The sequence below is a fragment of the Kitasatospora sp. NPDC056651 genome (assembly GCF_042792155.1).
In the GTDB taxonomy this organism is placed as follows: domain Bacteria; phylum Actinomycetota; class Actinomycetes; order Streptomycetales; family Streptomycetaceae; genus Kitasatospora.
The window spans coordinates 24940-50715 of record NZ_JBHTWX010000002.1; the positions used below are offsets into that span (position 1 = coordinate 24940).

Below are 25776 nucleotides of genomic sequence, written 5' to 3' on the forward strand. Positions count from 1 at the left end.
GCCCACCATCCGCAACCGCCCGCCATCCGTGACCGGCCATCATCCGTAACCGCCCCCGAAGGACCGCCATGACCGCGCTCCCCCGTCCACCCGTTCCGAGCCGCCGCGCCGTGCTGCGCGCGGGCCTCGCCGGAGCCGGCCTGCTGACGCTCGCGGGCTGCCGGTCCGCCGTCGAGCACTCCCGGAACGCGGCCGCGGCGGCGGACGCCACCGGTTCCCCGCGCCGGGGCGGCGTGCTGACCGTCGCCACCGGCATCGACGTCACCCCGAGCCTGCTCTTCGCCCAGAGCGCCAACACCCTGGTCCAGCGGCTCGTGTTCAACACCCTGACCAGGTACGACGACAAGCTCCAGCCGCAGCCCGAGCTCGCCACCGCCTGGGACCTCGCCCCGGACGGCCTGGGCGTCACGCTCAAGCTGCGCGAGGACGTGCTGTTCCACAGCGGCCGCCGGTTCACCGCCGACGACGTCGTCTTCGCCGTCAAGAACCTCCAGAACCCGGCCCGCTCGGCCCAGTTGAGATCCACCGCGGCCACCGTCACCGACTTCCGCAAGAACGGCGACTTCGAACTGACCCTGGTGCTCGCCCACCCGGTGAGCAACCTCTTCGACCTCTTCGAGTTCATGATCATCCCGGACCGGGAGACCGTCGAGGAGGCCGTCACCGGCACCGAACTGATCGGCACCGGCCCGTTCACCCTCACCGAGCGCAAGCCCGGCTCCTCACTGACCTTCGCCCGCAACGACCGCTACTGGAACCCCGGCCGCCCCCACCTCGACGGTGTGGAGATCCGGATCATCCCGCAGGCCGAGTCGCTGCTCTCCTCGCTCAAGACCGGCCAGACCCACCTCTCCTACAACGTCCGCGGCAAGGACGTCGCCACCCTGCGCACCGACCCGCAGTTCCGGATCCACCCGTACGACACCGGCTCCGGCGCCTACTACATCGGCGTCAACACCACCGCCGAGCACGTCGGCGACAAGCGCGTCCGCCAGGCCATCGCCTGGGCGATCGACCGCGACCGCCTGGTCCAGCAGGCCCTCGGCGGCTACGGCAGCGTCTCCTCGGTGCCCTGGCCCAAGTCCTCCCCCGCCCACACCGAGGCCGGCGCCACCCACTACCGGCACGACCCGGACCGGGCCCGGGCGCTGCTCAGGGAGGCGGGCGCGGAGCACCTCACCCTGCCCTTCGCCCACTCCAACGAGGCCGGGCCGACCGCGATCGCGCAGATCCTCCAGTACGACCTCCAACAGGTCGGCATCGACACGGTGCTCCAGCCCACCGACTCGCCGACCATGCAGAAGCAGCTCATCTCCCAGTCCATGCCCGCCCTGTGGTCGCTCAGCCACGGCTTCGCCCAACTCCACCCGGCCACCCTCGCGGTGAGCGCCTACCCCTTCAACGAGGCCAAGAACAGCTCGCGTTTCACGTCCCCCGCCTACACCGACGTGGTGCAGCGGGCCTGGAACCGCGGCGACAGCGACGGTCCCGAGGCCAGGGCGCTCTACCAGCAGATCACCGACGTGCTGCTGGAGGAGCAGTTCGTGATCGACCTCGCCATCGCCGGGCTGATCGAAGTCTCGGGCGCCCGCGCCCGGGGCGCCACCCTCAACAAGTTCGGCTACCTCAACCTCGACGACGCCTACCTCACGGCCTGACCAGGACGGCCCCGGATACCCATGCGCACGTTCCTCCTGAAACGCCTCCCCAGCGGACTGCTCGTCCTGGTCCTCGCCTCCTTCCTCGTCTTCCTCATCCTCCGGCTGATCCCCGGCGACCCGGCCACCACGCTCGCCGGACCGGACGCCACCCCCGCCACCGTCGAGGCCATCCGCTCCCAACTGGGGCTGGACCAGCCACTGTTCGGCCAGTACGCGAGCTGGGTCGGCCGGTTGCTGAGCGGCGACCTCGGCCCGAGCTACGCGATCGGCGGGCAGGTCACCGACCTGATCGGCAACGGCCTCGGTGCCACCGCCCAACTCACCCTCGGCGCCCTGCTGCTGGTGGTGCTGATCGCCCTGCCGCTGGCCGTGGTCGGCGCCACCACCGAACGGCGCCCGGTCGCCGCCGCCGTCCAGGCCGTCACCACCGGCGTGCTGGCGGTCCCGCCGTTCGTCACCGGCGTGCTGCTGGTGCTGGTGTTCGCCGTCGGTTTTGAACTGCTCCCGGCCGGCGGACACGAATCCCTGCTCACCGAACCGGACCTCGCCGTGCAGTACCTGGCGATGCCCGCCCTCTGCCTGGCCCTGCCCAGCGCCGCCGTGCTGGCCCGCTACCTCAAGGACGGCATCGAACGCGCGCTCGCCGAGGACTACGTCCGCACCGCGACCGCGCTCGGCGTCTCCCGGCGGCGGATCGTCTGGCGGCACGCGCTGCCCAACGCCCTGCCCTCCGCCGTCACCGTCCTCGGCCTCCAGATCGGCCACCTCGTCGCCGGGGCCGTCCTGGTGGAGCGGATCTTCGCCTGGCCGGGCCTCGGCCAGCTGATCGAACAGGGCGTGGTGCGCCGGGACTACCCGGTGGTGCAGGACCTGCTGCTGCTCGTGGTGGCGGTCTACGTGGCCGTCCAACTTCTCACCGACCTGGCCTACACCTGGCTCGACCCCCGGATCCGCTGGGAGTGACCCGATGACCACCGCCACGACACCCCTCACGTCCGCCGCACCGCGCGGCCGCTACCGCACCGCCCTGCTGAGCGGGCGCGGCCTGACCGGCCTCGCCCTCGTCGGCGTCGTCGCCCTCGCCGGGCTGCTCGCACCACTGCTCACCGGCACCGACCCCGACGCCCAGAGCGCGCTCGCCCTGGCCGGCCCCAGCGCCGACCACCCCTTCGGCACCGACGACCTCGGCCGCGACCTGTACAGCCGGGTGCTGCACGGCATCGGCACCGACCTCGCGCTGATCGTCACCGCCGTCCCGATCGGCGCCCTGCTCGGCTGCTCGGCCGCCCTGCTCGCGGCCACCTCCCGGTGGGCCGACCTCGCCGTCCAGCGGGCCTTCGACCTGCTGCTCGCCTTCCCCGGGCTGATCCTCGCACTGGCCGTCACCGCCGTGCTCGGCCCGGGCCGCTGGCCGGTGGTGATCGTCGTCGCACTGGCCGAGATCCCGGGCTTCGGACGGCAGTTGAGGGCCGGCATCCTGGTCCAGCGGGAGCGCGAGTACGCCGTGGCGGCCCGGGTCGGCGGGGCCTCCCGAACCCGGGTGCTGCTGCGGCACGTGCTGCCCAACGCCGTCGACCCGCTGATCGTGCAGACCGCCGTGGCGCTCTCGCTCGGCGTGTTCATCGAGGGCGCGATGAGCTTCCTCGGCCTCGGCGTCCGCCCGCCGGAGCCCACCCTGGGCAGCATCCTCAGCCAGTCCGTCGCCTACCTGGCCACCGACCCGACCTTCGCGGCCGCCCCGCTGGCCGCCACCACCGCACTGGTGCTCGGCTTCACGCTGATCGCCGAGGCCCTGAACCGGGGGATCCGCCGATGACCACCGTGCTCCGCGTCACCGACCTCACCGTACGGTTCGACCACGCCCCGGGCGCCGCCGCGGACACCGCCGTCGTCGACGGCGTCGGCTTCGACCTCGACTCCGGCGACACCCTGGGCATCGTCGGCGAGTCCGGCTCCGGCAAGTCCACCACCGCACTCGCCCTGCTGCGGATGCTGCCGCCCGGCGGCCGGATCACCGCCGGCTCGGTCGAGCTGGCCGGGCAGGACCTCGCCGGCCTCCCCGAGGACGCGCTGCGCGCCCTGCGCGGCCGGCGGATCGCCATGGTCTTCCAGGACCCGATGTCCTCGCTCAACCCCGTCCTCACCGTCGGCCGCCAGCTGGACGAGGCGCTGCGCGCCCACGGCGGAAAGCTGCGGAAGTCCGAACGTCAGGCCCGTTCCGCCGAGTTGCTCGACCTGGTCGGCATCCCGGACGCCACCGGCCGGCTGCGCGACCACCCGCACCAGTTCTCCGGCGGCCAGCGTCAGCGCATCATGATCGCCCTGGCCCTGGCGCACGACGCCGAGGTGCTGGTCGCCGACGAGCCGACCACCGCCCTGGACCCGACCGTCCAGCAGCAGATCCTGCGCCTGCTCGCCCGGATCAACCGGGAGACCGGCACCGCGCTCGTGGTGATCAGCCACGACCTCGGGGTGATCGCCCGGACCTGCCGCCGGCTTCTGGTGATGCGGCACGGCCGGGTGGTCGAGCGGGGCACCACCGCCGAGGTCCTCACCCGACCCGAACACCCCTACACGCGCGAGCTGTTGGCCGCCGTACCCCGCCTGGACGAGCCCTCCCGGGCAGCCGCCAACAGCACCCCGGGCACCCGGCCGCTGCTCACCGTCCGCGGCCTGACCAAGACCTACGGCTCACGGCGGCGCGCCGTCACCGCGCTGCACGGCGTCGACCTCGACCTGCACCCCGGTGAGACGCTGGGCCTGGTCGGCGAGTCCGGCTCCGGAAAGTCCACCCTGGCCCGGGCCCTGGTCCAGGCGCACGCGCCGACCGGCGGCAGCATCCGCTTCCGCGACCGGGAGATCGGCCGCTCACCCCAGCGTGACGTCCAACTCGTCTTCCAGGACCCGTACTCCTCGCTGAACCCGCGGATGACCGCCGGGCAGATCATCGCCGAACCACTCATCGCCCACCGCCTCGGCGACCGGGAGCAGCGCGCCGCCCGGGTCGCCGAACTGCTGGAGCAGGTCGGCCTGGACCCGGCCGCGGCCGACCGCCACCCGCGCGCCTTCTCCGGCGGCCAGCGCCAACGCATCGGCATCGCCCGGGCGTTGGCGCCCGAACCGAGCGTGCTGATCTGCGACGAACCGGTCTCCGCGCTGGACGTCTCGGTGCAGGCACAGGTGATCGAGCTGCTCGCCCGGCTCCAGCGCGAACTCGGCCTGGCCATCCTGTTCATCGCCCACGACCTGGCGGTGGTCCGCCAGGTCAGCCACCGGATCGCCGTGATGCACCGCGGCCGGATCGTCGAGAGCGGGCCGGCCGACCGGGTCGTCACCGCGCCCGAACACCCCTACACCGCGGAGCTGCTGGCCGCCGTCCCGGCCCTGGAGCCCGCCGCGGCCACCCGCTGAACCCGCCCGCCCCCTCCGGAGCCGCCCCATGAGCAACACACCCGAGCCGAACACCCATCGCCGCGACCCGTACGCCGGGTTCCCCGGCACCGTCGGCCGCACCTTCGCCGAGTCCACCCCCGCCTGGCCGCAGCCCGTCCGCCCGCGCGAGGGCGCGCCCAACATCGTGGTCGTCCTCATCGACGACATGGGCTACAGCGACATCGGCCCGTTCGGCGCCGAGATCCCCACCCCGACCCTGGACCGCCTCGCCGCCACCGGCGTCCGACTCGCCAACTACCACACCATGCCGCTCTGTTCACCAGCCCGGGCGGCCCTGCTCACCGGCCTCAACCCGCACCGGGTCGGCTACTCCTTCGTCGCCAACGCCGACCCCGGATTCCCCGGCTACAGCATGGAGGTCGCCGGGGACATACCCACGCTCGCCGAGCTGCTGCACGACGCCGGGTACGCCACCTACGCGGTCGGCAAGTGGCACCTCACCCGGGACTCCGCCTCCAGTGCCGCCGACGACCGCGCCAACTGGCCGCTCCGGAAGGGCTTCGACCAGTACTACGGCGTCCTGGAGGGCCTCACCAGCCTCTTCCACCCGCACCAACTCGTCCGCGACAACAGCCCGTTGGACATCGACGAGTTCCCCGAGGGCTACTACTACACGGACGACCTCACCGACCAGGCCATCAAGATGGTCACGTCGCTGCGCGCCCACGACGACACCAAGCCGTTCTTCCTCTACCTCGCCCACAACGCCGTGCACGGACCGCTCCAGGCCAAGCCCGAGGACCTCGCCCGCCACCGGGGCCGCTACGACGACGGCTGGGACGAGCTGCGCCGCACCCGCTTCGCCCGCCAGCTGGCCGCCGGCCACTTCCCGCCCGGCACCGAACTGCCCGAGCGCAACTCCGAGGCCGGGTACGAGGTCGGGCCCTGGGACGAACTCACCGACGTCCAGAAGAAGCTGTACGCCCGCTACATGGAGGTGTACGCGGCGATGGTCGACAACGTCGACCGGAACCTCGGCCGGCTCGCCGACACCCTGGCCGCCCTCGGCGAACTCGACAACACCATCATCGTGTTCACCAGCGACAACGGCGGCACCGGCGAGGGCGGCGCCGAGGGCACCCGCAGCTACTTCAGCCGCTTCGTCCACCACCCCGGCCTCCCGGACGACTGGAACCCGGACGTCCAGCGCGAGATCGACCTGATCGGCGGCCCGCGGAGCCTGGTCCACTACCCGCGCGGCTGGGGCATGGCCTCCAACACCCCGTTCCGCCTCTACAAGGGCCAGACCTACGCGGGCGGCGTGCGCGTCCCCTTCGTCCTCTCCTGGCCGGCCGGCCTGCCCCGGGCCGAGGAGGACAGCGGCGTCCGCGCCCAGTACCAGTACGTCACCGACATCCTGCCCACCCTGCTCGAACTCGCGGGCGTGGAACGGCCGTCGGAACGCCGTGGCCACCCGGTCCAGGAGCTCGACGGCATCAGCTTCGCCTCCGTGCTGCGCGACGGCGCCGCGCCCGGCACCCACCACGAGCAGTACTGCGAGATGACCGGCAACCGCAGCTACTACCGCGACGGCTGGAAGCTGGTCACCCTGCACCGCCCCGGCACCCCGTACGACGACGGCGAGTGGGCGCTGTACGACCTGCGCACCGACCCCACCGAGATCCACGACCTCGCCGGCGAACACCCGGACATCGTCAAGGAGTTGTCCGCCGCCTGGGAGGCCGCGGCCTGGCGGAACGGAGTCTTCCCGCTCGCCGACGGCAGCGGCGCCCTCGCCCTGCGCGGCCCGGAGGCGGAGCGGCTGCGCCGCCCGGTGACCCTGCTCGCCGGCACCCCCGAGCTGCAGCGCTACCGCTCCTCCCGGCTGGTCTCCTTCCGTTCCTTCACGGTCGAGGTCGCGCTCGACGGCTACCGGGAGGGAGACCAGGGCGTCCTGGTCTCGCACGGCGACCAGGGCGGCGGCTACAGCCTCTACGTCGAGGACGGTCGGCTGCGCCTCGCCTACAACCAGTACGGCGACCTGCTGGAGGCCGACGGCGGCCCGCTGCCGGCCGGCACCCGGCTGATCACCCTGGAGGCCACCGCGGTCGCCGACCTCAAGTGGGAGTTCCGGCTGTCCGTCGACGGCCTGGCCACGGGCGGCGCCGAGGGGCGGGCCACGGACGGCACCGAGGGGCTGGCCACGGGCGGCGCCGGAGGCCCGTTGCTCGGCCCGGTCCACCAGCTGATCGGCATGGCGCCCTTCCAGGGCATCAGCGTCGGCATCGACCGCAAGTCCCCGGTCTCCTGGCCGGTGCACGAGCGCCACCGTTCCTTCCGCTACACCGGCGCCCTGCGCTCCGTCCGCTACCTGCCCGGCGAACCGGCGCCGTACGACCCGGAGACGGTCGCCCGGGCCCTGCGCGAGGCGGCGGCGGCCTTCGAGTAGCCGGCCGATCGGCCACAGGTCCCCGATCCGCCCACCAAGATCCGCCGCGCGGGTTACCCTCGTCCCGCGCGGGCGACCACCCGCGCGGACTTCCGAGGGGGATACGGATGATCGGGGACCTGCTGCCGGACGTCGTGGTGACCGAGGTGGCCTACGGCGACCCGCCGGAGGCCCGGCTGGAGCCCGAGGAGGAGCCGGCCGTCGCCCGGGCCGTCGACAAGCGGCGCCGCGAGTTCACCACCGTCCGGCACTGCGCCCGGGCCGCGCTGGCCCGGCTCGGCGTCCCGTACCGCCCGCTCGTCCCGGGCCTGCGCGGCGCGCCGAGCTGGCCGGACGGCGTGGTCGGCAGCCTCACCCACTGCGACGGCTTCCGCGCGGCCGCCGTGGCCCGGACCGGCGCCCTGGTCTCCCTCGGCATCGACGCCGAGCCGGCGCTGGCGCTGCCGGAGGGCGTCGAGGAGGCCATCGCGCTGCCGGCCGAGCGGCAGCGCCTCGCCGAGCTGGCCGCCGAGCACCCGGGCGTCCCGTGGGACCGCATCCTGTTCAGCGCCAAGGAGTCGGTGTACAAGGCCTGGTTCCCGCTGACCCAGCTCTTCCTCGACTTCAGCGAGGCCGAGCTGGACCTCTCCCCCGACGGCACCTTCAAGGCCCGGCTGCTGGTCCCGGGCCCGGTGGTCGGCGGCCGGCGGATCGACGGCTTCGAGGGCCGGTGGGCGGTCCGGGACGGGCTGCTCGCCACCGCGATCGCGGTCACCCACTGAGGCGCCGACGCCCCGGCATATCCTCGACCCCGTGACGGTGACCTATGTGCTCGACGGCGACGAGATCAAGACCCTGGAGGACTTCTGGGTGGTGGTCGGGCGGACGATCGGGGTCGACGGCTACTTCGGCCGCAACCTCGACGCCTTCGCCGACTGCCTGAGCGGCGGCTACGGCACGCCCGAGGACGGCGACTGGGTCATCGAGTGGCGCCACCACCGGGTCTCCCGCCGCAACCTCGGCTACCCGGAGACGGTCCGCCAGCTGGAGCTACGGCTCGCCCGCGCCCACCCCACCAACCGTGCGCACGTCGCCGCCGAGCTGGACGCCGCCCGGGCGGGCAGGGGGCCGACCGTCTTCGACTGGCTGGTCCGGATCATCGAGGAGGAACACCCGGGCGGCCTGCGCCTGGCGTGAGCACCGGCTTCACGGCGGTCGGCGCGTGACCGTTCACAGGCACCTGTCGGTGACACCATCATTCACAGCGCGACCTTCCACGAGGCATCCGTTCACGGCACGGCCTTTCGCGGCGCATCCGTTCACAGCACGTCCGAGAGCCGCACGAAGCGCCGCCCCGCCGCCAGCAGTCCCGGCACCGCCGCCGCGACTCCGGGCGCGGTGCCGCCGCCCGGGTGGTTCATGTGCCCGATCACGATCGCGCTCCGCGGCGCGGCGGCGACCTCCTGCCGCACTTCGCCGGCCGGCAGCGTCGCCCCGCCGTCCCCGTTCACGCTGAAACCCGCCACCCGCTGGCCCAGGTCGGCGACCACCCGGGTGGCGACGTCGTCGTAGTGCGCGGTGCCGGAGCGGAAGAACCGCGGCGGGTGCCCGAGCAGCGCGGCGAGCTTCTCCGCATTGCCCGCCACCTCGTCGTACACCTCGCCGACGTCGCCGGTGCCGGCGATGCCGTAGGCGGAGCGGCCGGTGACCGAGAGCGGGCGGTGGAGGGTGCCGTGGTTGCCGATCTCGAACAGCGGGTCGGCGGCGAGCTGCCCGAACTCCTCCGGGTTGGCGTCGATCCAGCGGGCGTTCAGGAAGAGCGTGGCCGGTACGTCGCGCTCCCGCAGGAAGTCGATCAGGTCGGCGTCGTAGCCGTTGCCACCGCGTCCGCCGCAGGCGTCGAAGGTGAGCGCGATGCCGCTCCCGCCCTCCGGCAGCTCGGTGATCACACCGGAGACTTCCAGCCCCCACTCGCTCGGGGCCAGGCCGCCGTAGCGTTCCACCACCTCGTCCCGGGTCGGTCCGTGCTGCTGCGCGGGCTCGGAGGCGGACGTGGAGGTCGCCGGGCCCGTCGGCGTCGCGGCGGCTTCGGCGGGCCCGCCGGACGGCGTCGTGGGCGCCACGACGGACGGTATCGCCGAGCCCACCGGGGCAGAGACCGAGGCCGAGGACGGAGCGGCGCCGGGCGACCTGGCCCGGCACCCCGTCAGCGCTCCTCCGGCCACCACCATGAGCAGCGTCCGCCGACTCACCGACACGGCCGTCTCCCGTCCGATCACTGTTCCGGTCATTGTTCAGATAAACCGATGACATCACTATGAACGGACCACTCGTCACTCCCCGCAACTCGCCCCGGCCCGCGCGAGACCCCTCTTCACCGACCCGACCCGCGCCCGTGGGCCCCTAATCACCCCCGAATCACCCCCGGTTCACTCGCCCGGGTAGGCACGCGAGCAACCCGCGCCCGCCCGATCCGCCCGCCCCGACCCGGAGGCCCCGATGCCGACCGAGCCCAGCAGCCCGCGCCCCGACCAGCCGACCGCGCACCCGGCCGTGTCACCGACCGCACCGGCCGCCGCCCAGCCCACCGACCCCGCCCGGCCCGCCCGCCGCGACCTGCTCCGCACCGGCCTCGCCACCGGCGCCGCCACCGCCCTCGGCCTCGCCGCCACCACCGGCCCGGCATACGCCGCGCCCGCCGACGCCCCCGCACCCGCGCCCGGCGCCACTCCGGCCGACCGCGTCCTCACCCTCACCGGCCACCTCCCCACCGGCGCCCCCGACTTCGTCTACCTCCCGGTCGAAGTCCCCGCCGGCGTCCGCGAGATCGCCGTCTCCTACGGCTACGACAAGCCGCAGGTCCCGCCCGGCACCCCCGGAAACTCCTGCGACATCGGCATCTTCGACGAGCGCGGCACCGACCTCGGCGGCCCCGGCTTCCGCGGCTGGTCCGGCGGCTTCCGCACCGAGTTCGCCCTCGCCCGCGACAGCGCGACCCCCGGCTACCTCCCCGGCCCGGTCAACCCGGGCACCTGGCACGTGGTCCTGGGCCCCTACCAGGTCGCCCCGCAGGGCCTGGACTACCACGTCCAGGTCACCCTCCGGTTCGGTGCGCCCGGACCGCGGTTCACCCCGCACTATCCGGCGGAACGCGCCCACGGCCGCGGCCGGGCCTGGTACCGGGGCGACTGCCACCTCCACACCGTCCACTCCGACGGGCGGCGCACGCCCGAGGAGGTCGCGGCCGGAGCCCGCGCCGCCGGCCTGGACTTCATCGTCTCCACCGACCACAACACCAGCTCCTCGCACGCCGTCTGGGGCCCGCTGGCCGGCCCCGACCTGCTGATCCTCCCGGGCGAGGAGATCACCACCCGCAACGGCCACTGGCTGGCCCTCGGCCTGGAACCCGGCCAGTTCGTCGACTGGCGCTACCGCTCGCGCGACGAGGAGTACCCGCGCTTCGTCCGCCAGGTCCACCGGGCCGGCGGCCTGGTGGTGCCCGCGCACCCGTACTGCCCGTACGTCGCCTGCCAGTGGAAGTTCGGCTACGAGCAGGCCGACGCCGTCGAGGTGTGGAACGGCCCCTGGACGTACGACGACGAGTCGGCGGTGGACACCTGGGACGGCCGGCTCGCCGTCGCCCTGCGCGAGGGCCGCTCCTGGCTGCCCGCCATGGGCAACAGCGACGCCCACAGCGAGCCGCAGCCGATCGGCTCCCCGCACACCGTGGTGCTGGCCGAGGACCTCACCCGGGACGCGATCCTCGACGGACTGCGCGCCGGGCGCAGCTGGCTGGCCGAATCCTCGGCGGTCACCCTGGAGTTCACCGTCACCGGGCACGGCCGGCAGGCGGGCATCGGCGAGGAGCTGACCGTCCCGGCCGACGCCCCGCTGGACGTCCGGCTCACCGTGTCCGGGGTGCCCGGCGGGACGGTCCGCCTCCTCACCGACGAGGGGCAGCTGCACCAGGAGTCGCTGCCGGCCGGCGGCTCCGGCACCGTGGTCTGGCGCACCACCGCCTCGCTCGCCGCCTACGTCCGGGCCGAGGTGCGCCACCCGAAGGCGGACGGCACGCCCGGCAGGGGCAACTCGATGGGCCCGGACCTGCCCTGGGGCCCGATGGCCGCGCTCACCAACCCGATCGTGCTGCGCGTCGGCGACCGTTAGCGGCCCGCCGGAGCCCCGCTTCTCGACCCGGCCTCCCCGCCGACCCGCCCAGGAACCGGGTGGGGGACGACTCGGACCACCCGTTTGGACTAGGTTGATCCCCGAAACGCATCAGTCGTAGGGACGAGGCGGTCGGTTGTCCGATACGGGCCGACCTGCCCCTTCGCACGCCGACCGCCCGCCCCGGCTACCCGCCCGTCCCCGGCCCGCGAAGGGATCAGCAGCTGTGAACCGTACGACCGAAGGTGGGCCGGAGCTCGGGGGCGGCCGGGGCGCCGGGGGCGTCCTCGTCCTCGTCGACCCGGCCGGGGCCGGGAACAGCCCGGTCGCGGAGCTGCTCGCCCGGGAACTGACCCCGGGCGTCCACCTGCGGACGGACGACTTCCTGCGGGTCATCCGCAACGGCCCGCTCCCGCCCGACCTGCCCGAGGCCGTGCGCCAGAGCGCCACCGCCCTGGCCGCCGCCGCCCAGGCCGCCTTCGCCTACGCCACCCGCGGCTACCGGGTCGTGGTGGAGGCCGCCGCCGCGCCGGCCGCCCTCGACACCTTCCGCCGTGAGAGCCGCACCACCGGCGCCGCCCTCCACTACGTCGTGCTCCACCCCGGCCCGGCCCCCGAGGACGCCACCCACGCCCTCGACACCACCGCCCAGACCCCCGAGACCACCGCCGCCGCCGTCCTCACCGCCCTCACCGACCGCACCCACCTCCTGGGCTGGTAGGGCCGCTCAGGGCGTGTCCGACACGCCTACGCTCCCGTCACCCCGTCGATCGCCTCGCGCAGGAAGTCGGCGTGCCCGTTGTGGCGGGCGTACTCGTGGATCAGGTGGAGCATCACCAGCCGCAGCGACACCTCGGCGTCCCACCGGGCCTGGTAGCCGGCGGTCAGCGGTGGGGCGGGGCGTTCGTCCGGGACGCTCACGGCGGCGTTCACGCTGGCACTCTCCTCACGGTGGCCGACAGTCCCCGCGGACTGCAACGGACCGTCCGCCGTGCCCGGAAAGCCTTTTCCGCGGCGCCCTCGCCGACCTCACCCGACAGCCGAGGGGGCGCGTGCGGGCGCTTCGATCCCTCCCCGCCGCCACCGCACGCCCCCTCTGCCACCTGGACACCGGACGATCACGTACCGTGTTCAGGCCACCACAGGTTTGGGTACGTACCTCGGCGCACCCGACGGCCGGGCGCCCACCGAGCAGGAGACCCAGCGGCCCATGGACCACAACCGCATCCCCAAGACCGTGCGCCAGACCTATGGCGTCGACGACCTCAGCACCGCCCCGTCGTTCGCCGGAGGTTTCATCAACTTCGGCTACTGGCAAGGGGTCGACCTCGCCTCCTTGACCCCCGAGGACCGGGTGCACAGCCAGGAGCAGCTCTACCGGCGGGTGTTGCGGGAGTTCCCCGAGCCGCGCGAGCAGCTGCGGCTGGCGGAGGTCGGCTGCGGCCGCGGCCTGGGAGCTGCCCTGGCCCTACGGGAGTTCCGCTTCGCGGCGGTCACCGGGGTGGACATCCACCCCGACCAGATCCAGCGCGCCCGCGCCGTCAACGCGAGAGCCCTGGCCACGTACCCCGATCGGCTGGCGTACACCCTCGGCGCCGCCGACGAACTCCCCTTCTCCGACGCCCATCTGGACGGTGTCTTCTCCGTCGAGGCCGCCCAGCACTTCCGCGAACTCACCGGCTTCGCCCACGAGTCCGCCCGCGTCCTGCGCCCCGGCGGCCGCCTGGTGGTGACGACGTTCTTCACCGCCCCCGGCGCCGACGCCGTCGAACGCCTCAAGATCATGCTCGCCAGCTTCGCCGACGGCCTCGACATCGCCCACCCCCTCGACGACTTCGCGCTCGACCTCGCCCAGGCCGGCTTCACCGACATCACCACCACCTCCATCGGCACCGACGTCTGGCCGGGCTTCGACCGCTACCTCGCCGACACCCTCCCCGCCGCTCACTGGTCCCGCCACTTCCTCACCGCCTGGCGCGACGGCCTGATCGACTACCACGTCATCACCGCCACCCGCGCCTGAACACCCCAGCGGCCCCATCGGAACATCCGATGGGGCCGCGAGCGCATGTCTCAGGAATGGGCGGAGCTACTCGTCGAGATCATTCAGGATCCCCTGGGGCCACCCAGACGATCCCTTCACTTGTCATTCAGAAAAAGCGGGCCTGAGCCACACCGAAACCAGATCACCGTCGCTGACACCCAGAACAATCCCGTCAGCAATCTGGACGAACACCGCATCGGCGGGATCCCTCAGACGGACGGCCACCCAGCCGGACGAGGGATCATACCCGGTCCGCCACACCTCCTCCGAAATGTCAAAGGAGACCCCGGGCTCAAATCGACACTCCGCCGAGAGGGATACCCGGCCGGGGAGGAATTTGGGCACATCCAAATCCTCCACATTACTCCGGATGCCCGGGAAGTACCCCCAGGCAAACAAGAATTCCCGGGACTCGATGTCGATCTCAAGTTGCAGTGTTTCGATCAGTGCACTGGTGACGCCGTCTGAACCGAGCCTCTCGGCCAGCCCCTCAGGGCTCTGCGCAGTGAAGGAGAAGCCATATTCGGATTCACTGTAGGTAAGCACCCCTTCGAGTGCCGTCCCGTTCCGGGCAGAAAATTTCACGACTTGCCCTTAACGCTCTTGAAGAGGAAGTGGACGATCGTGTTGCTTTCCGCGTGAATATTGAGCTCCCAAACTCCGTTGCTTCCATTGAACGCTCCAGGAGTTCTCCACTCGACAACCCCCGCAGCGCCGCGAGAATCCATCTTGGGGGCGGACCCTGCCATGACCTCCTGGATGAGCTGCATGTTGTTCGTCATATAGGGGCGCGCGACCTTGCCGAACTTCGCGGCGTCCTTGTCCTTGATGCCAGTGAGGTCCCAGGTGTGGTTTTCGACGGTCTTGGTCATGTTGAGGGTCTGAGCGTCGATCTGGGCTGCCAGCTCTGCAGCCGGGCAGTTGTGAACCAGGACCGGTGTCGTCCCTGCCAGCACATAGTACGTGTGCTACGCGGCCCCTCTCTACCTGCTTTTTTGCAGGTCAACAGTGGTTTGACGGTCCGTCGGTGTCCGTGGATGTGCGCTGAAGTCCGTGGCTGTTGCCGTCGCCGCTGCCGTCAGATGTGTAGACCAATCGCCCTCGCCGACGTCGCGCGTGATCCTACTGCCAAGCTCCGGGCTCGGCGTGGAGGACGGTGCGGGTGGTCTGCTCGTACGACTGGTGTCCGGTCTGCGCGCAGTGTCCGGCGATCCAGCGCGTCAGCTCCTCGGGGGTGTGCAGCTCGCCGGACGCGGCAGTGCAGTTCCGTTCTTCGCCGGTGACGCAGACCGCCTCGAAGGTCGGCAGCGCCATGGGGTCGGTCACGGTGGTCACGTGGTACTCGCGGAAGCGGTAACGGGTGGCCTTGCCCATCAGCCTTCCCCGTTCCCGTCAAGGGGGCCGGCGTTCGCCGGTTCACCCTCCTCGGCCGCCTCCTCCTGCGGCGCCGGGATGCGCTCTCCGCGCGACTCGGCGACCCTGAGCGCGTCCGACAGGGCCTCGGTCAGCCGGCAGGCGAGCCAGCGGTATTCGATGGCCGACTGCGCCTTGGCTCCGGGGGCCAGAATGCCCCGGGCGTACTCCAGCAGCTCCTGACCCATGCCGAGCTGCACGGTTTCGATGCCGTCGGCGAGCGTCGAGATGTAGCCCGTGTCGTCGGTGCTCAGGTAGCAGGGGCGCCCGTCCTCGGTGGTCCATGGCAGCAGGCGGGGTCCCGCCATTCCCGACGCCGCTTCGTGCAACTCCCTGCGACGCAGACGATCCGCGTCGCTCCTCGGCATGCCCACAGTGGATCCCCGGCCTCGGTCGCTGGAACAGGACACGGCGACCGTAATGACCTGATCACACGTCAATCCATAGCCCCAGCACGGCAGATAGCAACGCAAGGTCCGCGAACTGCGACGCTACGTAGCAGCTATCCAACGACGCCCAGGTAGCCGGCCATCTCGCGCATGTCGCTGGTCAGCGTGCGCTTGCGCTTGCTCAGGATCTCCTGCATCGTCTCGGCCGCCGAGTTCTGGTGCCTCAGCCACTCGGGGGCGGCTTCACGAGCGCGGGTCAGCTCGTCCATGGCGGCGGACAGGTCTCCGGTTCGGGTGTGGGCGCGCGCCAGGTCCAGCGTGAAGCGGTTCCCGTCGTTCGTGCTGGGCCGGCCCAGTCGCTTCCACGCCTTCGGCGACAGCTCGACCTCTTCGCCCGCCTTGCGCACCACCGCGCGGGCATCGCCGACGACCATGGAGTCTTCGAGTGCCTTGATGGCGGCGGTCACCGGTCCGAAGACGGACCAGTGCCGGGAGACGTTGCGGTGCGCCGTGCCGACGGCGGTTGCCGCCACCCGCGCCGCCCTGCGGTACTCCTTGGCCTCGTCCGGGCGGTTGTTGCGTGCCGCCGCGGCTGCGGCCTCCATGGCCAGACCGCCCCACACCGCGTAGTGGTCGGGCTCGGCGCCGATGATCTTCGGCTCCACCACGTCCATGCTCTGGGCGGCGATCCGCTCCGCCTCCTCCAGTCGGCCCTGCCGCACCAGCAGCCAGCACATGCAGCCGACTCCGGACCCGGCGGCGAGCAGGTCCCCACCCTCCCGGGCGTCCGCGATGGCTCCTCGCAGGGCCGTGTAGGCGATGTCGTACTGCCTCACCTGCGTGAGGTAGGTGCCGGCCAGGCGCAACGCCTCGGCGCGAGCGAGCAGGGCCTGCCGGTGCTCTTCGCCGCTGTCGTAGTGGGCAACGGCCCGCGCGGCGTCCCGCAACAGGCCGGGCAGTTGGGCGGCGACGCTCTTGTAGCTGTCGGAGAAGTACAGCACCCGCGCGTCTCGAACCGTTCGAGCGTAGGCACGCAGGTTCGGTTCCTCGCCCACCGCCTGGGCGTCCTGGTCCACCAGCCCCACCGCCGGGGTGAGCGCGGCACGAAGCTGGATGAGATTGAGCCGGTTCGGCTCCTCCGCACGTCCCACGGGCTCCGGTGCGTCGGACGCGACGAGTGCCGCCGTGGGGATGCCCAGAGCGCGGGCCAGAGCGTGAAGCGTCTCCATACGGACCGTTCCGCCTTGCTCGACCTTCCGGACCGTCGCCGGGGACAGGCCCGCCGCGTGGGCGAGTTCCTCCTGGCTCATCCCAGCGCGGCGCCGGTACTTCCTTACGTTGTCCGCGAGTTCCATCGTCATCTGCTCACCACCTCCAGCGCCACGGTACGCCTGACGGGCGAACTGACCGGGCTCTCCGGGCAGATACCCACCCGGGACGGTGGCCCACCGCCACGCGCAGTGTCGGGCACGCGGTTACTGAAGCGGCGCTGCGCCGGAGCCTCCGGCAGGCTGCGGGCCTGAGCGGGACGGGTCCCTCGTCGGTCGGGCAGCTTCGCCGGACCAGGGTTCTCCGGGGGCCGCCAAGGCTCACCGGGTGACGCTTGCGCTCGGCCTTGGCGGTCCCCGGGGGTTCCTGGTATGCCTCCGGGGACCGGCCGGCGAGGGACACGACCCGCGACCCGCGACCATTCACCACGACGGTGCCGCGCCAGTGCTCGGCCCCCGGGTCCCTCGGAGGGAGGGCCTGGGTTGAGGTAGAGCCTTGTTGACCACGGCCGCTCTCGCTGGTGTTGCGCGCCCGGTTCGGCGGGGCCGTCGCTGAGCGGGGCGGAGACAGGAGCGGGCGGCGGCCCCGCCGGGCCGGAGCGCGCGCGGCCCGCGACAGCGGGCCGCCTTGATCCAGTAAAGAAACTCTGAACAGCTCGCACGTGGGCCCCGTCTACGCCGATGCTCAGCTCGGGCTCTGGTGGAACGCCGTCGACCTCTCGGCCACGCCGTTCACGAGCCTGTAGACGTCGCCGGGCCGACGACGGCGCCGACCATTGGACTGTGCACCATGTGCCCACCAAGGTTGCCGTCAACTACTGCCGTCAAACGCCAAGAAGCCCCGTTGAAGTCGAATTCAACGGGGCTACTTTTCAGCTCATGAGAGCCAAATATGCTAAGCGGGCAGAACGGTAGGAAATGATCCTACATTCGACCCGGACGGTCCGTCAAATTGTCGAGCAGTTGGCGCGCAACCGCAGCCACAGCAGGGTCGGGGTCCCTAGCAAGCGATTCGATGGTGCCCCTCGACGCCTCCACTGCCGCCCTCGAACTATCCTCCCAAGAGATCTTTTCTTCGTAGGACGAACGATACTGTGGCGCGGCAGCAGCCGCAGCATCAGCCCATTGTCGAGTGGAATTTATGGCAGCAACCAACTCCAGGATCTCAACCCGGCAATTCGCTTCGGGGATTTCCGCCAATTCCATAAGAAATGGAATAACGCTGGCCGTAACCTCTGCGAGAACGAAGCCCAATGCACAAACCCGGCCTGCTAGCTCCTCAATGGCATCACGAGCATCGCCCGCGCCTGCCCATGCCAACTTTGAGAGCAGCGCCGGTAGTTCAACTGCCGAGCCGGTAGCGTCAGAAAGCTCGCCCCATCGAACAGTAGGGAGTCGCTTGAGCGGTCTTCCCATTGCATCACCCTTGAAAGAGGTCATTTACCTGGAGTCTCGACATTACGGCCTGACATTGCGGGCAAGCTGGAAGCAAGTCCCTATAGCGGGCGTGATCAAATGGCTTGCGGAGCATCGCTAGACTACTGCTTCCGCGTACCAGGTCGCCCGCCTCCATCGCCTGGGCGATGCAGCCTATTTCGGCACACCCTCCGTGGTGGCCAGTTTGAGCAACCACTCTACGCAACGGCAAAGGGAGAACCCTCAGGGCCTCACCCGTCCTGCGGGTGCTGATATCGAAATAGGTATTCCCTGAAGGCGTCAAGAGAACGCTTGCCGCGCCCTCATTCTTCCCAGGTGCAAGCCTGGCCAGATCCGTATAAGCCCGGAGATCACACGTCAAGCCGTCCGTGTTGTGGACCAGGACCGGCGTAGCCCCCGCCAGCACATAGTACGTGTGGGCCTGGTCGACGGTGAGGTTGTAGGTGACCTCGGCCTGGTGGTAGTTCCGGACGGCGGTGACGGTGATGGTGCTGCCGTCGGGCTGGCGGAGCTGGTCACCGGGCTGGAGCTGGGAAGCACCGGTCCACCGGTCGGTGGTGACGTCCCAGAAGGGGTGGTACCAGGTGGTGGTGATGGTCTGGGCCGGGGCGAGGGGGCCGGCCGGCGGGGCTCGGTCTCCAGGCTTGGCCTCGATGGTGAGGTCGGTGAACTCCTCGTCGTCGGGGGTGGTGATGGTCGCGATGACGGGCTGGGAAGCCGTTTCACCAGTGGTGGGTACGGTGGCCGTGACCTGGTCACCGACGGCGAGCCGGTCGATGGCCTTGGTCGTACCGTCACCGAGCAGGACCTGCGTGCCGGCGGGGAAGCTGTTGCATCCCAGTTTCGGCAGCTTCGGCAGGTTCGGCAGCGGAACGCCTGAGGTCAGCGCGCCGAAGGTGGCACCGTAGACGGCTCCTTCTGCCTGGTCCTTCAAAGCACCCTTGAGCGAGTGGTCCGCTTCGCCGTCCAACACGTTGTTCAGACCGGCCCCGAGGGCGCCCACGACCGCGCCGCAACCCGCCGCAGCCGCCATGGTGCTGGTGCCGGCGGTCGCGAGACCACCCGCCGCCCCGGCCCCGTAGCAGACCGTGCCGGCGATGGTGGTCACCGTCGCGACGACGATCTCACGCACGACCGGGTGGTCGGTGGTGAAGTTCTGGGCGCGCTTGGCCCCGTTGCTGGCGTGGCAGCCGATGCCGGAGAAGGACAGCCACGAGCCGCACTTCTGGGTGCCTCGGCCGTTGCCACCACCTCCGCCGCCACCACCGCTGGTGCCGCCGCCACCTCCGCCGCCACCGCCACCGCCACCGGAGCCGCCGTTGCCGGCGCTACCGGAGCCGTTGCTGATCGTGGTCGGGTGCAGGGCCGCCGGGTCGGTGCCCGAGGTTCCGATGGCGCACTCGATGGTCGCGCAGAAGCCGGCCGGGCCCTTGGTGGTCCCTTCGGCGCACTCCTGGGTCGCGCACCAGCTGCCGTAGAGGCCGCTGGGGTCGCTGGCGTTGATCGGGTCGTTGCTGCTGTACGCGTACCCGTTCCACTGTTGCGGATCGGTGTCGCCGAGCAGCGGGTCCGGGTTGAGGAACCGCCCGGTCAGGGGCTGGTACTCGCGGGCCCCCAGGTTGGTGAGCCCGGTGGACGGGTCCAGCGTGCCGCCGACGAAGCCCTTGTCGCCGGCCCAGGTGGCCGGGTCGGGCTGGGTGCCGCGCGGGTTGCCGAACGGGTCGGTGGGACGGCGGGTCACGGTCTGGGCCGCGTCGGTGTCGATCTGGACGCCGTTGGTGCCGTGCGGGTCGGCGCACTGGTAGACGAGCTTGCCGCCACCGGTCGCCGCGGTGACCCGGGTGATGGTGATGCCGCCGGGCGCGCTGTAGTAGCGCACGTCGGACATCGACCTGGACCCCGTCTTGCTGGTGTCCAGGGTGAGCTCGTCGGCACCGAGGTTGAGCGTGGTGCGACCGGGGTCGCGCCGGATCAGCTGGTTGCCGTCGGCGTCGTAGAGGTACGAAGTCCCCTCCGACTCACCGGTCTTGGCGACCGTGGCGAGCTTGTCCTCGCCATCCCAGGTGAGGGACGTGGTGCCGGTGGTGTCGGTGACGGCCGTGGTGTTGCCGAGCGCGTCGTACTGGTAGGTGGCCTTCTTCGTCCCGGCCGGGGAGGTGGTGGTGCTGGTCAGCAGCGCGTGCGGACCGCCCGTTCCACCGCCGGTGTTCGGGGCGCTGGTCTTGGTGTTGACCGAGCCGGGGGCGCCGAAGGTCTGCGTGGTGGTGACGTCCTTGGCGGTGGCGCCGGCCGGGTCGTGCTGGGTCAGGCCGGTGCGGTTGCCGGTGGCGTCGTAGGTGTAGCTCTGCCAGTACGGGGCCGGACCGCCGACCGACGGCTTGGCCGGGCTGCCGCTGACGGCGGGGCCGTTGGCGTTGGTGCAGCCGCCGATGCCGGGGACGGAGGTGGCGGCACCGCTGCCGGTGGTGTGGCCACTGGTGTCCGTCCAGCTGCCGCTGGGGCGGGTGGTGGTGCCGCCGGTGTCCGTCCAGGCGTTGGTCAGGCGTCCGAGGTGGTCGAAGGTGAAGCACTGGGTGTCGGTGCCCAGGGCGTTCTGCACGTCGCTGACGGAGGTGATCCGGCCGGAGGGCGTGTAGGTGTAGGAGGTCCAGTCCAGCGTGGTGGTGCCGAGCTGCCGGTCCAGGTAGGAGTTGATGAGGCGCCCGGTCGCGGCGTCGTACTGCTGGGTGGAGACGACCTCGCTGCCGATGTCGCCGACCGTGGTGACGGTCGGCCGCCCCACCTCGTCGTACTGGACGTCGGTGACCAGGGTGTTGTTGCCGCCGGAGCTGATCAGCAGACCGGTGTTGAGGTGGAGGTAGGCGACGCTCTCCGCGGGCAGGCCGCCCATGGCCGGCAGGTCGGTGCGGGTGAGGACGCCGAGGATCGACGAGTACTTGTTGCGCGTGGTGTACGTGCCCGCGAGCTCGGCCTCGTTCGACGGAATGGTCGTGGTGGTGCCGAGCGGACGGTAGGCGGTGTCGTAGCCGGTGACGGCCTGGGTGTAGGCCTTGCCGGAGTCGGCCCCTCCGACGTAGCGGGTCGAGGAGGCGGGCTTGCCCTTGGCCCCCGCGACCGTGTCGTAGGTCCAGCCCGCGAGCTGGTTGGCCTTGGCGACGGACCCGGAGTACAGGCCGGTCTTCCGTCCGAGGACGTCGTAGGAGTAGGCGAGGACGTTGCCCTTGGCATCCGTGGTGGAGGCGATGTTGGAGGCCGCGTCGTAGCTGGTCTGCGTGGTGCCGGTGTCGGGATCGGTCGAGCTGGTCTGACGGCCGCGCAGGTCGTAGGCGTAGGACCAGGCGTTGCCCGAGGAGTCGGTGCGCTTGGCGATCTCACCGGAGGGCGTGTAGGCGAACGAGGTGACGTCGGCGTCCGAGGCCTGTCCGGTCGGCGTGGCCGTCCGGTACTGCCACATCTGGGACGTCTTGCCCCGGGCGTTGGTGAACACGCTGGTGGGGAAGGAGCCCTGGGGCGGGGTGGTGTCGGTGCGGTCGACGCCGGGGTAGCCGGTCGACGTCACCCACTGCTGCTGCCCGTAGGACACGAACGCCTTGGTGGTGGCGCGGCCCATGCCGTCGTACGTCACCCAGGTCTGGGCGGGCACCTGGGAGTCCTGCGACACGAACACCGTGCCGTTCGGCTGGTTCTTGGGGTCGTAGTGCTCCTCGGACGTCTTGATCGCCCAGCCGTGCGAGTCGTAGGCGACGTCGGTGATCAGTCGGCCGTCGTCGCCCAGGGCGGTGGTGCGCTGGGTCTGCCGGACCCGGCCGAGGCCGTCGTACAGCTCGGTCTTGACGTTGTAGCTCTTGTCGTCGCGCAGGGTCTTCGTGGTGACGACGGACGCGGCGGTGGTGCCGTTGAGCGCGTACTCGAAGACGTAGTTGGCGGCTTCGGTGGTGGGCCGGTCGGGCTGCCAGGCCGCGACGAGCCGGCCGACGGCGTCGTACTTGCGGGTGACGGCGCGCCCGTTCTCGTCGGTGGCGACCAGCGGCTGGCCGCGCCCGGGGTCGAAGGTCTGGCTGGTGGCCCAGGTGGCGCCCATCGGACCGGTGACGGTGGTCTTGACCGGCAGCGAGCCGGTGGCCGGGGTGTAGGCGGTCGTGGTGGTGGCACCGTCCGGCCCGGTCACCGAGAGCGGCCGGCCGTAGGCGTCGTAGGTGGTCGTGGTGAGCTGGGCGTAGACCGCCTGGCCGGTGGCGTCGTAGTGGTCGACCGTCCAGGAGGAGGTCGGGTCACCGACGCCCAGGGCCTCGCCGAACGGCTGGCCGTCGAAGTATCCGCGGGTCTCGGAGAGGGTCGTGCCGGTGCCGGCCTTGGTGCCGCACGGGCCCGCGACGGTCGTGGTCCCGGAGGACAGCATGACCATCATCGGGTCGGTGCTCTTGGCGTAGGTCGTGGTGAGGCAGGTCTCGGGCGCGCCGGCGGTGCCGTCGCCCTGGTCGTCGACCTGGAGCGGGCGGTTGCCGTGGTCCGGATCGGGGTCGGAGGTGCGGACCTTGGTGGTGGTGCGCCAGGAGCCGTCGGCCAGGTGGCCGTAGCTCTTGTCCGTGGTCCTGGTGGCGGTGAACCGGGCGACGACGTCCGGCATGCCGCCCGACTGGGCGCGGGTGGCGGTGACGACGGGGTCGCTGCTGAAGGTGGAGTTCGCCGAGACGACGGCTCCGCCGGCCCGGTCGAAGGTCTGGCTGCCCAGCACCGATCCGGTCAGCCACGGGTCGTCGGTGTGGGTGACGGCGGCGGCGCCGGGGTAGGGCGTGAAGGAGACGGAGACGTTCCTCGTCCCGCTGCCGGTCACGTCCCCGTTCATGCCGCGCAGGTAGGTGCTGACGCTCTGGGTCTTGGGCGCCTCGCCCGCGTTGCCGCTACCGGTCGTGGTGGTGACGGTCTGGTAGCCGCGGAAGTCGTCCCAGGTACGGGTCTTGGGGTCGGCGAGCTCGCTGTCGTTGCGGTGCCAGGCCGCGCCGCCGCCGTACTCGTAGTGGGTGGTCTTGATCAGGTCGGTGCCGGTGATCGAGTCCTTCTCGGTCACGTCCGACACCAGGACCTTGTTGAACCAGTCGCTGACCGGGTCCTTGGCCGACGAGTCGGGCAGGTGCCACTTCACCGGCATGCAGGCCATCTGGTTGCCGTCCGCCGACGCCGGCATGTGGTTGCCGGTGCGGGTGCACTCGGGCTCGGCGTAGACGACGTTGATCTGCCCGCCGGTCTCCGTGGTGATCTGCTGGATCCGGGGCCGCTTGAACATCGGCGCGGCGGGCACCAGCCCGTCGACGCGGTTGGCGACCTGCCGGGGCGTGAACGTCACCGGCGGCAGCGCGATGGCCGACTGGCCGTTGCTCCCGGTGCGGGTGATGGAGGACAGCCACAGCGAGGGCTTCGTCCCGTCCCCCGGGTCGGGGAAGGAGTACTTCAGGTCCCAGGTGTCGACCGTGGTGTACGTGGATCCGCCGAGCACCTGGGTGGCGATCTTCGACAGCCGCAGCGGGGACCAGTAGGTGGGCGAGTAGTTGGTGCAGGCGCCGGTGGCGGCGCAGGCCTGGTCGAGCGGGGTGTCGGGCCAGTTGGACTGGTTGGCGGCGACGCGCTCGGCCGTGGTGCAGGTGACCTTGCCCGAGGCGCTGCAGCGCTCCTCGGTGCTGAACACGATCTTGGCGGCCGGCTTGGACGTCCCGTTGGCCGCGATCTGCTCGGGCAGGCGCTGGCCGTAGCCGATCTCGGTGACCTGGTCGGCCCGCACGTAGGCGGTCAGGGTGCCGGTGCCGTTGTTCTGGCCACCGCCGCGGCTGTAGTAGTTGACGTCCTGCTGGTACGCGAAGCTGATCAGGTTCTGGTGCGGGTCGACGATGTAGTCGAGGTTCCAGCGCCAGCCCTCCTGGCACCAGGAGGACTTGCCCTTGGCCGCGTCGTAGCAGTCGTCGCCGCTGTTCGGCGAGTAGACGGGCTGGTAGGCGACGGAGTTCGTCGCCGGGTCGGTCCGGTTCCCGCCGGGCAGGTGGTTGATCCCGAAGTAGTACTGGGTGCCGTCGGTGATGGTGACGCGCCAGTACTCGCCGTTGCGGGCCTCGTTGGCGGCGCCGGTGAGCCGCTCGATCCGGGTGCCGTCGTCTCCCTGGAGGCGGAAGGTGCCGGTCTTGTCGTCGCGCACCAGGGCGCCCGAGTGGCCGCCGAGGTTGAGCGAGGCGATCTGCCCGGCCCAGCACAGGTCACCAGAGTTGGTGATGCCCGCGGTGTCGCAGCTCTTGTAGCTGCGCTCGATGTAGCCGGGACGGTAGTCCCAGCCCTCGCCCGTCCAGGACGACTGCGCGTTGGTCGAGGAGGTCTTCCCGTCGACCGACGAGGAGTCGTAGAAGAGGCCCACCTGGGCGGGCGCGCCGCCGATCGAGGCCGGGGCCTCGATCCCGTAGGAGTAGGTGAAGTTGCCCATGTTGGTACCGGCGCCCCAGGACGCCGACGGCGTCATCGGGGAGGCCGAGTAGCTGCCCATCGGGCCGTCGGCGGCCGGGGCCGCCGTCAGCACCATCGGGGTGGCTGCGGGCGCGGAGCCGGCCGCGAGGGCGGCGGGAGCGGCGCTCGGCAGCTTGACCTCGGCACTCAGCACGCCGGTGGCGGCGTCCAGGGTGGACGCGACCGGGGTCTGCTCCCGGCACTCGGGCCGCTCGGGCGTGGTCAGCGCGCACGCGGGCACGGCGACCAGTCGGGCGCGGTCCGCCCAGGAACTCGCCTGGGTGGCCTTGAGGTCGAGGTCGACCTTGACCGGGCGGCTGGACCCGGCGGGTGCCGGATCGGCGTCGGTGAGCGCGACGACCGGTCCGCGCAGCCCGGCGGCCGAACCCTTCGCCGCGTCCGCGACCTCCACCCGCACCTTGTGCGTGGCCGAGGCGTCGCCCTTGGCGGGCGCCACGGCGACGGGCAGGCTGCCCGCCTTGACGGCGGCGGAGCCGTCCGAGACCGGGCTGCCCCCGCCGGTGGCCTGCCGAGCGGCGCGCGCGGCCTCGGAGTCGAAGCCGATGGCCACGGTCGCCGAACCCGGGGCCGCGGCCTTGGCCGCGTCCGGCTTCCACTCCGGCGGCACCGGGTAGGCGGGCGCCGCGGGCTTGCCGGGCACCAGGTCGGTGCCCTTGACGGCCTTCATCCCGCTGCCGCGCGGGGTGTTCGGCGGTACCCAGATCTTTCCCTGCGGACGGCGCGAGGACAGTGCCTCCGCCGACGGGGCGGCCAGCAGTGTCATCAGCACTGCCAGCAGGCTGATCATGCTCAGCCAACTGTGACGTCCCCATAGCCATCGCCCGACCCGTGTTCGGGCATGCCAAATCCCCACCGTGCACTCCCCGTGCTCTGGTGCCAATGAATGGCCGTCAGCGCACGGACGTGCGCCCGGCCTTGGGGACTCTAGGGCCGAAGATGATCACCGCGCAGCCCCCGGCCGAACCCGCCCGTCGACTCTTTACCTGATTTTGACCATGGGTCACGGAACCAAACGGGACATCGGCGGACAGGACGGAATGCCATTTGACCAGGCGCCACATCCCAAGCATCG

At 71.5% G+C, this 25776-nt stretch carries 18 protein-coding genes and 1 pseudogene; 10 read left to right on the forward strand and 9 right to left on the reverse strand.

Features of this window, described 5'->3' with window-relative positions; translation table 11 throughout:
- The first annotated feature begins 68 nt into the window (after positions 1 to 68).
- The 7 genes from ACFRAR_RS01750 to ACFRAR_RS01780 all read left to right on the forward strand — a co-directional run bounded on the left by ACFRAR_RS01750 (position 69) and on the right by ACFRAR_RS01780 (position 8679).
- A complete protein-coding gene (locus tag ACFRAR_RS01750) occupies positions 69 to 1658 on the forward strand; it encodes an ABC transporter substrate-binding protein (protein ID WP_380693557.1) in 1590 nt (529 codons plus the stop codon).
- Positions 1659 to 1679: 21 nt separating this feature from the next.
- Positions 1680 to 2624, forward strand: coding sequence for an ABC transporter permease (locus ACFRAR_RS01755; protein ID WP_380693559.1), 945 nt, complete (start codon positions 1680 to 1682; stop codon positions 2622 to 2624).
- Between the two features lie 4 nt (positions 2625 to 2628).
- Positions 2629 to 3477 (forward strand): ABC transporter permease, encoded by an 849-nt coding sequence (locus ACFRAR_RS01760; protein WP_380693562.1) that lies wholly within the window; start codon positions 2629 to 2631, stop codon positions 3475 to 3477.
- Positions 3474 to 5072 carry an ABC transporter ATP-binding protein gene (locus tag ACFRAR_RS01765; protein ID WP_380693564.1) on the forward strand — a complete coding sequence of 533 codons (1599 nt, stop codon included), beginning with the start codon at positions 3474 to 3476 and terminating at the stop codon, positions 5070 to 5072. Before ACFRAR_RS01760 ends, ACFRAR_RS01765 begins: the two co-directional genes overlap by 4 nt.
- A gap of 28 nt (positions 5073 to 5100) precedes the next feature.
- Positions 5101 to 7503 (forward strand): arylsulfatase, encoded by a 2403-nt coding sequence (locus ACFRAR_RS01770; RefSeq protein WP_380693566.1) that lies wholly within the window; start codon positions 5101 to 5103, stop codon positions 7501 to 7503.
- A gap of 107 nt (positions 7504 to 7610) precedes the next feature.
- Positions 7611 to 8264: a 4'-phosphopantetheinyl transferase gene (locus ACFRAR_RS01775; RefSeq protein ID WP_380693568.1), complete on the forward strand. Its 654-nt coding sequence runs from the start codon at positions 7611 to 7613 to the stop codon at positions 8262 to 8264.
- A gap of 31 nt (positions 8265 to 8295) precedes the next feature.
- A complete protein-coding gene (locus ACFRAR_RS01780; RefSeq protein WP_380693570.1) occupies positions 8296 to 8679 on the forward strand; it encodes a barstar family protein in 384 nt (127 codons plus the stop codon).
- 122 nt (positions 8680 to 8801) lie between these two features.
- Here the strand turns inward: ACFRAR_RS01780 and ACFRAR_RS01785 are convergent, their stop codons facing one another.
- Positions 8802 to 9605, reverse strand: coding sequence for a polysaccharide deacetylase family protein (locus tag ACFRAR_RS01785; protein WP_380693572.1), 804 nt, complete (start codon positions 9603 to 9605; stop codon positions 8802 to 8804).
- 376 nt (positions 9606 to 9981) lie between these two features.
- Here ACFRAR_RS01785 and ACFRAR_RS01790 point away from each other — a divergent pair, with 376 nt between their 5' ends.
- Both ACFRAR_RS01790 and ACFRAR_RS01795 read left to right on the forward strand, forming a co-directional pair.
- Positions 9982 to 11649: a CehA/McbA family metallohydrolase gene (locus ACFRAR_RS01790; protein ID WP_380693574.1), complete on the forward strand. Its 1668-nt coding sequence runs from the start codon at positions 9982 to 9984 to the stop codon at positions 11647 to 11649.
- Between the two features lie 226 nt (positions 11650 to 11875).
- Complete coding sequence (locus ACFRAR_RS01795) at positions 11876 to 12370, forward strand: hypothetical protein (protein WP_380693576.1); 495 nt, start codon at positions 11876 to 11878, stop codon at positions 12368 to 12370.
- Between the two features lie 26 nt (positions 12371 to 12396).
- Here ACFRAR_RS01795 and ACFRAR_RS01800 read toward each other — a convergent pair.
- Positions 12397 to 12597, reverse strand: a pseudogene (locus ACFRAR_RS01800) (DUF664 domain-containing protein); the annotation flags it as partial.
- 262 nt (positions 12598 to 12859) lie between these two features.
- On the opposite strand from ACFRAR_RS01800, the gene ACFRAR_RS01805 reads away from it, so the two are divergent.
- Positions 12860 to 13672 carry a class I SAM-dependent methyltransferase gene (locus ACFRAR_RS01805; protein ID WP_380693578.1) on the forward strand — a complete coding sequence of 271 codons (813 nt, stop codon included), beginning with the start codon at positions 12860 to 12862 and terminating at the stop codon, positions 13670 to 13672.
- A 123-nt stretch (positions 13673 to 13795) separates the two neighbouring features.
- Here ACFRAR_RS01805 and ACFRAR_RS01810 read toward each other — a convergent pair whose 3' ends face one another.
- From ACFRAR_RS01810 to ACFRAR_RS01840, 7 genes are all read right to left on the reverse strand, one after another.
- A complete protein-coding gene (locus ACFRAR_RS01810) occupies positions 13796 to 14278 on the reverse strand; it encodes a hypothetical protein (RefSeq protein ID WP_380693580.1) in 483 nt (160 codons plus the stop codon).
- Complete coding sequence (locus tag ACFRAR_RS01815; RefSeq protein WP_380693582.1) at positions 14275 to 14565, reverse strand: hypothetical protein; 291 nt, start codon at positions 14563 to 14565, stop codon at positions 14275 to 14277. Before ACFRAR_RS01815 ends, ACFRAR_RS01810 begins: the two co-directional genes overlap by 4 nt.
- A gap of 250 nt (positions 14566 to 14815) precedes the next feature.
- On the reverse strand, positions 14816 to 15067 hold the full coding sequence (locus ACFRAR_RS01820; protein WP_380693584.1) for a hypothetical protein: 252 nt from the start codon (positions 15065 to 15067) through the stop codon (positions 14816 to 14818).
- A complete protein-coding gene (locus ACFRAR_RS01825; protein WP_380693586.1) occupies positions 15067 to 15474 on the reverse strand; it encodes a hypothetical protein in 408 nt (135 codons plus the stop codon). The genes ACFRAR_RS01820 and ACFRAR_RS01825 overlap by 1 nt, the downstream gene beginning before the upstream one ends.
- 134 nt (positions 15475 to 15608) lie before the next feature.
- Entirely contained in the window at positions 15609 to 16856 is a 1248-nt protein-coding gene (locus tag ACFRAR_RS01830) for a helix-turn-helix domain-containing protein (RefSeq protein ID WP_380693588.1), read from the reverse strand.
- An 831-nt stretch (positions 16857 to 17687) separates the two neighbouring features.
- On the reverse strand, positions 17688 to 18203 hold the full coding sequence (locus ACFRAR_RS01835) for a hypothetical protein (protein ID WP_380693590.1): 516 nt from the start codon (positions 18201 to 18203) through the stop codon (positions 17688 to 17690).
- Positions 18184 to 25491, reverse strand: coding sequence for an RHS repeat-associated core domain-containing protein (locus ACFRAR_RS01840; RefSeq protein WP_380693593.1), 7308 nt, complete (start codon positions 25489 to 25491; stop codon positions 18184 to 18186). The genes ACFRAR_RS01835 and ACFRAR_RS01840 overlap by 20 nt, the downstream gene beginning before the upstream one ends.
- Between the last annotated feature and the right edge of the window lie 285 nt (positions 25492 to 25776).

What these genes read in the sequence shown, in the direction of transcription:
- ACFRAR_RS01750 (WP_380693557.1), top strand. Translation starts at nt 69, where the DNA reads ATGACCGCGCTCCCCCGTCCACCCGTTCCGAGCCGCCGCGCCGTGCTG.
- ACFRAR_RS01755 (WP_380693559.1), top strand. Translation starts at nt 1,680, where the DNA reads ATGCGCACGTTCCTCCTGAAACGCCTCCCCAGCGGACTGCTCGTCCTG.
- ACFRAR_RS01760 (WP_380693562.1), top strand. Translation starts at nt 2,629, where the DNA reads ATGACCACCGCCACGACACCCCTCACGTCCGCCGCACCGCGCGGCCGC.
- ACFRAR_RS01765 (WP_380693564.1), top strand. Translation starts at nt 3,474, where the DNA reads ATGACCACCGTGCTCCGCGTCACCGACCTCACCGTACGGTTCGACCAC.
- ACFRAR_RS01770 (WP_380693566.1), top strand. Translation starts at nt 5,101, where the DNA reads ATGAGCAACACACCCGAGCCGAACACCCATCGCCGCGACCCGTACGCC.
- ACFRAR_RS01775 (WP_380693568.1), top strand. Translation starts at nt 7,611, where the DNA reads ATGATCGGGGACCTGCTGCCGGACGTCGTGGTGACCGAGGTGGCCTAC.
- ACFRAR_RS01790 (WP_380693574.1), top strand. Translation starts at nt 9,982, where the DNA reads ATGCCGACCGAGCCCAGCAGCCCGCGCCCCGACCAGCCGACCGCGCAC.
- ACFRAR_RS01805 (WP_380693578.1), top strand. Translation starts at nt 12,860, where the DNA reads ATGGACCACAACCGCATCCCCAAGACCGTGCGCCAGACCTATGGCGTC.
- ACFRAR_RS01815 (WP_380693582.1), bottom strand. Translation starts at nt 14,565, where the DNA reads ATGACCAAGACCGTCGAAAACCACACCTGGGACCTCACTGGCATCAAG.
- ACFRAR_RS01820 (WP_380693584.1), bottom strand. Translation starts at nt 15,067, where the DNA reads ATGGGCAAGGCCACCCGTTACCGCTTCCGCGAGTACCACGTGACCACC.
- ACFRAR_RS01825 (WP_380693586.1), bottom strand. Translation starts at nt 15,474, where the DNA reads ATGCCGAGGAGCGACGCGGATCGTCTGCGTCGCAGGGAGTTGCACGAA.
- ACFRAR_RS01830 (WP_380693588.1), bottom strand. Translation starts at nt 16,856, where the DNA reads ATGACGATGGAACTCGCGGACAACGTAAGGAAGTACCGGCGCCGCGCT.
- ACFRAR_RS01835 (WP_380693590.1), bottom strand. Translation starts at nt 18,203, where the DNA reads ATGACCTCTTTCAAGGGTGATGCAATGGGAAGACCGCTCAAGCGACTC.
- ACFRAR_RS01840 (WP_380693593.1), bottom strand. Translation starts at nt 25,491, where the DNA reads ATGATCAGCCTGCTGGCAGTGCTGATGACACTGCTGGCCGCCCCGTCG.